The sequence below is a fragment of the Streptomyces sp. KLMMK genome (assembly GCF_036961605.1).
Classification (GTDB): Bacteria; Actinomycetota; Actinomycetes; order Streptomycetales; family Streptomycetaceae; genus Streptomyces; species Streptomyces telluris.
On sequence record NZ_JBAMDC010000398.1, the window covers coordinates 1 to 5,831 of the forward strand.

6 protein-coding genes and 1 pseudogene are annotated in these 5,831 nt (G+C 73.5%); 4 read left to right on the top strand and 3 right to left on the bottom strand.

Going from position 1 to position 5,831, the window contains the following annotated elements; translation table 11 throughout:
• The first annotated feature begins 280 nt into the window (after positions 1-280).
• Positions 281-1,144 (top strand): PHP domain-containing protein, encoded by an 864-nt coding sequence (locus V7793_RS32025; protein WP_336013210.1) that lies wholly within the window; start codon positions 281-283, stop codon positions 1,142-1,144.
• A 171-nt stretch (positions 1,145-1,315) separates the two neighbouring features.
• On the top strand, positions 1,316-1,921 hold the full coding sequence (locus V7793_RS32030; RefSeq protein ID WP_336013211.1) for a MarC family protein: 606 nt from the start codon (positions 1,316-1,318) through the stop codon (positions 1,919-1,921).
• Positions 1,922-2,020: 99 nt separating this feature from the next.
• On the opposite strand, the gene V7793_RS32035 is transcribed toward V7793_RS32030, so the two are convergent.
• Positions 2,021-2,173, bottom strand: a complete 153-nt coding sequence (locus tag V7793_RS32035; protein WP_179082509.1) for a hypothetical protein — start codon at positions 2,171-2,173, stop codon at positions 2,021-2,023.
• Positions 2,174-2,376: 203 nt separating this feature from the next.
• On the opposite strand from V7793_RS32035, the gene V7793_RS32040 reads away from it, so the two are divergent.
• Positions 2,377-3,294, top strand: a complete 918-nt coding sequence (locus tag V7793_RS32040; protein ID WP_336013213.1) for an NYN domain-containing protein — start codon at positions 2,377-2,379, stop codon at positions 3,292-3,294.
• A 210-nt stretch (positions 3,295-3,504) separates the two neighbouring features.
• Positions 3,505-4,299, top strand: coding sequence for a VOC family protein (locus V7793_RS32045; RefSeq protein WP_336013215.1), 795 nt, complete (start codon positions 3,505-3,507; stop codon positions 4,297-4,299).
• A 42-nt stretch (positions 4,300-4,341) separates the two neighbouring features.
• On the opposite strand, the gene V7793_RS32050 is transcribed toward V7793_RS32045, so the two are convergent.
• Together V7793_RS32050 and V7793_RS32055 are read right to left on the bottom strand one after the other, a co-directional pair.
• Entirely contained in the window at positions 4,342-5,193 is an 852-nt protein-coding gene (locus V7793_RS32050; protein WP_336013217.1) for an alpha/beta fold hydrolase, read from the bottom strand.
• Between the two features lie 273 nt (positions 5,194-5,466).
• Positions 5,467-5,831 (bottom strand): annotated as a pseudogene (locus V7793_RS32055) (DEAD/DEAH box helicase); the annotation flags it as partial.

Sequence of the window (5,831 nt, forward strand, 5' to 3'; positions counted from 1 at the left end):
AGTACGAGCTCAGGTGCGCTCGGCACCGCGGCGGGTTCCACCGTGGTGGTTGCGCGCCGTTGCGGCGGATGAACGGGCGCGGGGGCGTCTTCGGCCGGCGGCCGGGCAGCCCGGGCGGGCCCGGGAGCCCCCGGCCGAGGGCCGGGCCGTTCCCCCCCCCGGGCGGCGCCGGTCTTGCACGGCGTACGGGACCGGCAGTCCGCGCGCGGCCCGGCGCGAGCCTTCGCGCCGGTTATCCTGAACCGGTCCCTGTCCGCCGCCCGTCGTGAGGAGTCGTGTCGTGCGTATCGACCTGCACACCCACTCCACGGCCTCGGACGGCACGGACACCCCCGCCGAGCTGGTCCGCAACGCGGCCGCCGCCGGGCTGGACGTCGTGGCGCTCACCGACCACGACGGCGTCGGCGGTCACGCCGAGGCGATCGCGGCGCTCCCCGCCGGGCTGACCCTCGTCACCGGTGCGGAGCTCTCCTGCAGGCTCGGCGGCCCGGACGGCTTCAGCGTCCACATGCTGGCCTACCTCTTCGACCCGCTGGAGCCCGAGCTGGCCCGCGAGCGGGACCTCGTCCGCGACGACCGCGTCCCCCGCGCCCGCGCCATGGTCACCAAGCTCAACGAGCTCGGCGTCCCGGTCCGCTGGGAGCGCGTGGCGCAGATCGCGGGCGGCGGCGCCGTCGGCCGGCCGCACGTGGCCAGCGCCATGGTCGAGCTGGGCGTCGTGGACAGCGTCTCCGACGCCTTCACCTCCGAGTGGCTCGCCGGCGACGGCCGCGCCTTCGTCGAGAAGCACGAGCTGGACCCCTTCGACGCGATCCGCCTGGTCAAGGCGGCCGGCGGGGTCACCGTCCTGGCGCACCCGTTCGCGCTCAAGCGCGGCAACTGCGCCTCCGAGAGCGCGATAGCCGAGCTGGCCTCGGCCGGGCTCGACGGCATCGAGGTCGACCACATGGACCACGACGCCCCGACCCGCGCCCGGCTGCGCGGCCTGGCCGCCGACCTCTCCCTGCTGACCACCGGCTCCAGTGACTACCACGGCAGCCGCAAGACCTGCGTGCTCGGCGAGTTCACGACCGATCCGGAAATCTACGGCGAGATCACGCGCCGGGCCACGGGCGCGTTCCCCGTCCCCGGCGCCGGCGGCTGACCGCACCCACCCTTCTTCCGGGTCCGGTCGCGTACGCACATCCCCATCCCAGTGATGCCGTGCGCGGGTGACCGCGCCCGTACGCCCCTGCCCGCGCCGTCCGTACGCCCGTACGGGCCCGGCGGGCGTCCCCGCACCTGCTCGCACCACCCACTCCCGCAAGGCTCAACTGTGTTCGACTTCGCCGTCTTCGGATCCCTCTTCCTCACCCTTTTCGTGATCATGGACCCGCCGGGGATCACCCCGATCTTCCTGGCGCTCACCTCGGGCCGCCCGGCCAAGGTCCAGCGCCGGATGGCCTGGCAGGCGGCCGCGGTCGCCTTCGGCGTGATCACCGTCTTCGGCATCTGCGGCCAGCAGATCCTGGACTACCTGCACATCACCACCCCCGCCCTGATGATCGCGGGCGGTCTGCTCCTGCTGCTGATCGCGCTGGACCTGCTCACGGGCAAGTCGGAGGAGCCGACGCAGACCAAGGACGTCAACGTGGCGCTCGTGCCGCTCGGCATGCCGCTGCTGGCCGGCCCGGGCGCGATCGTCTCGGTGATCCTCGCGGTGCAGCACGCGGACTCCGTCGGCGGGCAGATCTCGGTGTGGTCGGCGATCGCCGCCATGCACGTCGTGCTGTGGCTGGTGATGCGCTACTCGCTGCTGATCATCCGGGTGATCAAGGACGGCGGTGTGGTGCTGGTGACGCGGCTCGCGGGCATGATGCTCTCGGCGCTCGCCGTCCAGCAGATCATCAACGGCATCACGCAGGTGATCGCGGCCAGGTGACGGCCCTGCCGCACAGGCGGCGAACGACGACACCCCCGTACGGGCAGCCCGTACGGGGGTGTCGTCGTTCGCGAAGGAGCGTCGGCGCTACTGTGCCCGCTACTGTGCCGCGGAGGTGGCTGGGCGGATGTAGATGCGCTGGCCGGTGAAAGCGGCCTGCTGCACGATCCGGTTGACGGAGGCGGCGTCCACGACGGTGCTGTCGACGGCCGAGCCGTCGACGTCGTCCAGGCGCATGATTTCGAAGCGCAAGGCTTCTCCCTTCGTCTGATCCTCCTGAGGAGAACTGCATGGCTGACGGAGCACGCCGCGTCGGCGGGGCGCGTTCCGTACGGGTACAACGAGGTTACCCCTGAAACCATTCCCTACGCTAAGGAAATTTTTAACTTGACTAAGAGTTGTTAAATCCGTGCAACGGAACGTGTCCGTCGTGTAACCGAACGAGATGACATCCTATGGCTGACTCCCCCGAGCACCTGCACGCGATCGCCGCCGCAGTCGAGCGCACCAACGACCTCCTGACGCGCGTACTGGCCGAGGTCGCGACCACCCCGTCCACCCACGCGATCTTCGTCGACGCCGGCTACGTGTATGCCGCGGCGGGCCGCCTCGTCGCCGGCACCGAGGACCGCCGCTCCTTCGACCTCGACGCCGAAGGGCTGATCGAGGCTTTCATCGACCGGGCGCGCACGATCTTCCCCGACAGCCGGCTGCTGCGCGTCTACTGGTACGACGGCGCCCGCCGCCGCATCCACACCACCGAGCAGCAGCGCATCGCCGAGCTCCCCGACGTCAAGGTCCGCCTCGGCAACCTCAACGCCAACAACCAGCAGAAGGGCGTCGACTCCCTCATCCGCACCGACCTGGAGTCGCTCGCCCGCCACCGGGCCATCAGCGACGCGGCCCTCATCGGCGGCGACGAGGACCTCGTCTCTGCCGTCGAGGCCGCCCAGGGCTACGGCGCCCGCGTCCACCTGTGGGGCATCGAGGCGACCGGCGGGCGCAACCAGGCCGAGCCGCTGCTGTGGGAGGTCGACAGCCAGCGCACCTTCGACCTCGACTTCTGCAAGCCGTACGTCAGCCGGCGCCCCGCCGCCGAGCTCTTCGCGGACGCCGCCGCCGCGGGCCGGCCCGCCCCCGGGCGCGACGACGTGCGCTTCGTCGGGGCCCAGGTCGCCGCCCAGTGGCTGGCCTCGCGCGGCCGCGACACCGTCGCCGAGCTGCTGCCCGGCCACCCGATCCTGCCCGGCGCCGTCGACCAGGAGCTGCTCGTCGAGGCCGAGGCGCTGCTCGGGCTCTCCCTGCGCGGCCACGCGGACCTGCGGCGGGCGCTGCGGGACGGCTTCTGGGACCACCTGCACACGCAGTTCTGACCGTACGGTTCCGGCGGCCCGGCCGCGTAGTTGTCCGCACAGGCGGCCGGGCCTCCCTCGGATAGGACGAACTCCGCGGTGAACGCGCGTGCCGGAAATGCATCCGGGGAAGCCGAGTGGAACCCTGGCAGGGGGTCGCGGCCACCGGCCCGGCCACCCCTGACGGGGATCCCCGACCCGCAATCCGGAACAGAAACGAGGCGATCGGCCATGTCGCTCACTGACCGTGCCGTGCCCGGGGCACCGTGCTGGGTGAGTCTGCTGACCGGCGACCTCGCCGCGTCGCAGGCCTTCTACGGTGCCGTCATGGGCTGGACCTTCCGCCGCGGCAGCCTCGGCGAGGACTTCTCCGTCGCACTCTCCGACGGCAGGCCCGTCGCAGGCATCAGCAACGTCGCCCGCCGCATGGGCGTCAACGTCAGCGTCCCCGTCTCCTGGACCTCCTACTTCGCCGTCGAGAACGCCGACGTGACCGCCTCGCGCATCCGCGAGCGCGGCGCCACCGTCGCCGTCGGCCCGCTCACCGTCGGGCCCGGCCGCGCCGCACTGGCCGCCGACCCCGCGGGGGCCGTCTTCGGCTTCTGGGAGGGCAAGACCCTGCGCGAGTGGCAGATCGGCCGCCAGGGCGCCCCCGCCTGGCTGGAGCTGCGCACCCGCGACGCCTTCGCCTCCGCCATCTTCTACGGCGAGGTCTTCGAGTGGGCCACGGGGCGGCCCGACCGCTGCGAGGTCCGCTACGAGGACGAAGTCGTCATGGTGCGGTCCGGCGGCCACACCGTGGCCTGCCTGCGCGGCGGCGCCATCGAGGCCGCCCCCGACCCGCAGATCCGGCCGCGCTGGCACGTCTACTTCTGCGTCGACGACGTGGAGAAGGCCGTCGAGTCCGCGCTCGAGGCCGGCGGCACGGTCGTCGCCGAGCCGGGAGAGTCGCAGGTGGGGCACGAGGCGACGCTGCGCGACCCCGACGGCGGGCTCTTCACGCTCACCACCGCCGTACGGAGCTGACCGGCGCGCGGAGCGGGGCTCAGGGCAGGTCCGGGGCAGGGCTCAGGACAGGTCCCAGAAGCGGACGAGCGCCTCCGCCGTCGGGCCGGGGCGCTCGGCGTTGGGGGAGTGCTCGGCGCCCTCGACGACCGTACGGACCGCCGACAGCTCCTTCGCCATCGCGTCGATCGACGGCACCGGCCAGGCGTAGTCCACGGCGCCCGAGATCACGTGCTTGGGCAGCGGCACCGCCGCCAGCTCCGCCGTACGGTCCGGCTCGGCCGTCAACTGCCTTCCCGTGGCCGTCAATTGCTCGGGCACCGTGCCCATCCAGCGGCGGCGCAGGAACGCGTCGAGCTCCGGCGGGACGGGCGCGGCCGGCGCGCTCTCCCCGTCCGCCCGGCGCATCTCCAGCCACACCGTGCCCATGTCGTACGCGCCCAGCGCCGCGACCAGGCGCCGCGTGCGCTCCTGCTGCGCGGCGCAGATCGCGGCCGGGCCACAGCTCATGATGGTCAGCGACCGGAACGGGGACGCGTCCGCCAGCACCGCGGCGCGGGAAATCAGCCCGCCGAGCGAGTGCCCCAGCAGGTGCACGCCGCCGCCGAGGGCCTCGGCCTGGGCGCGGACGTCGCTCGCCAACTCGCCCAGCGTGTACGCCGCCTCGTCCCGCGGCCCCTCGCTCTCGTGCTGCCCGCGCCCGTCCACGGCGACGGCCCGGTACCCGGCCGCCGCGAGCGGCTCCAGCAGCGCGATGAAGTCCTCCTTGCTGCCGGTGAACCCCGGCACGAGCAGCACGGTGCCGCGCGGCGGCGAGGAGGGCCGCGCGTCGTGCACGGCGAATTCCCCGCGGGGGGTGGACAGCCGGTGGGCGCGGGCGCACGGGGGCAAGGTGAGGAAGGGGGGCCTGCTCATGGGTCGAGGCTAACGCGGTGCGGTACGGGGGAGCGCCCCGGGCGCTGTGGATGTCCGGCACCGCCGGGCTCCCCGGTGGCGGGTTGCGCACCGCTGAGGCGGAGGGAGTGGCCCCGCTCCCGCCCTTTCACCGTTTCGCGGGGGCCCGCCCTATGCCTGCCGCAGCGGCGCTCAACCCCCACCGTCGTGGTCCGGCGGTGCCGGACCGGCCGGTGAAACGGCGAAGGCCGGTCCCCCACGACGGGGGACCGGCCTTCGTCAGCGGACCTGGCGTCAGGCGTCCACGTCGGCCTTGGCCTTGGGCGCAGCGGCCTTGCGCGTGCGCTTCGGCTTGGCCTCCACGGCCTCCGTGGCATCCGCCTTGGGGGCGGCGGCCTTACGGGTGCGCTTCGGCTTGGCCTCGGCGTCGGCCACGGGCTCGGCCACCGCGGCGGCGGCCTTCTTCGTGGTGCGGGTGCGCTTGGGCTTCGCCTCGGCGGCCTCGGCGGTGCCGACCGCGGCTTCGGCCTCGGCCTTCTTCGCCGCGGCGGTCTTGCGGGTCCGCTTGGGCTTCTCCGCGACCTCGGCCGCGGCCTCGGCCACCGGCTCCACCACGGCCGCAGCCTTCTTGGCGGTGCGGGTGCGCTTCGGCTTGGCGG

Excerpts from the sequence above, each read along its gene's own strand:
- V7793_RS32045 (WP_336013215.1), top strand. The coding sequence starts at position 3,505 with ATGTCGCTCACTGACCGTGCCGTGCCCGGGGCACCGTGCTGGGTGAGT.
- V7793_RS32040 (WP_336013213.1), top strand. The coding sequence starts at position 2,377 with ATGGCTGACTCCCCCGAGCACCTGCACGCGATCGCCGCCGCAGTCGAG.
- V7793_RS32050 (WP_336013217.1), bottom strand. The coding sequence starts at position 5,193 with ATGAGCAGGCCCCCCTTCCTCACCTTGCCCCCGTGCGCCCGCGCCCAC.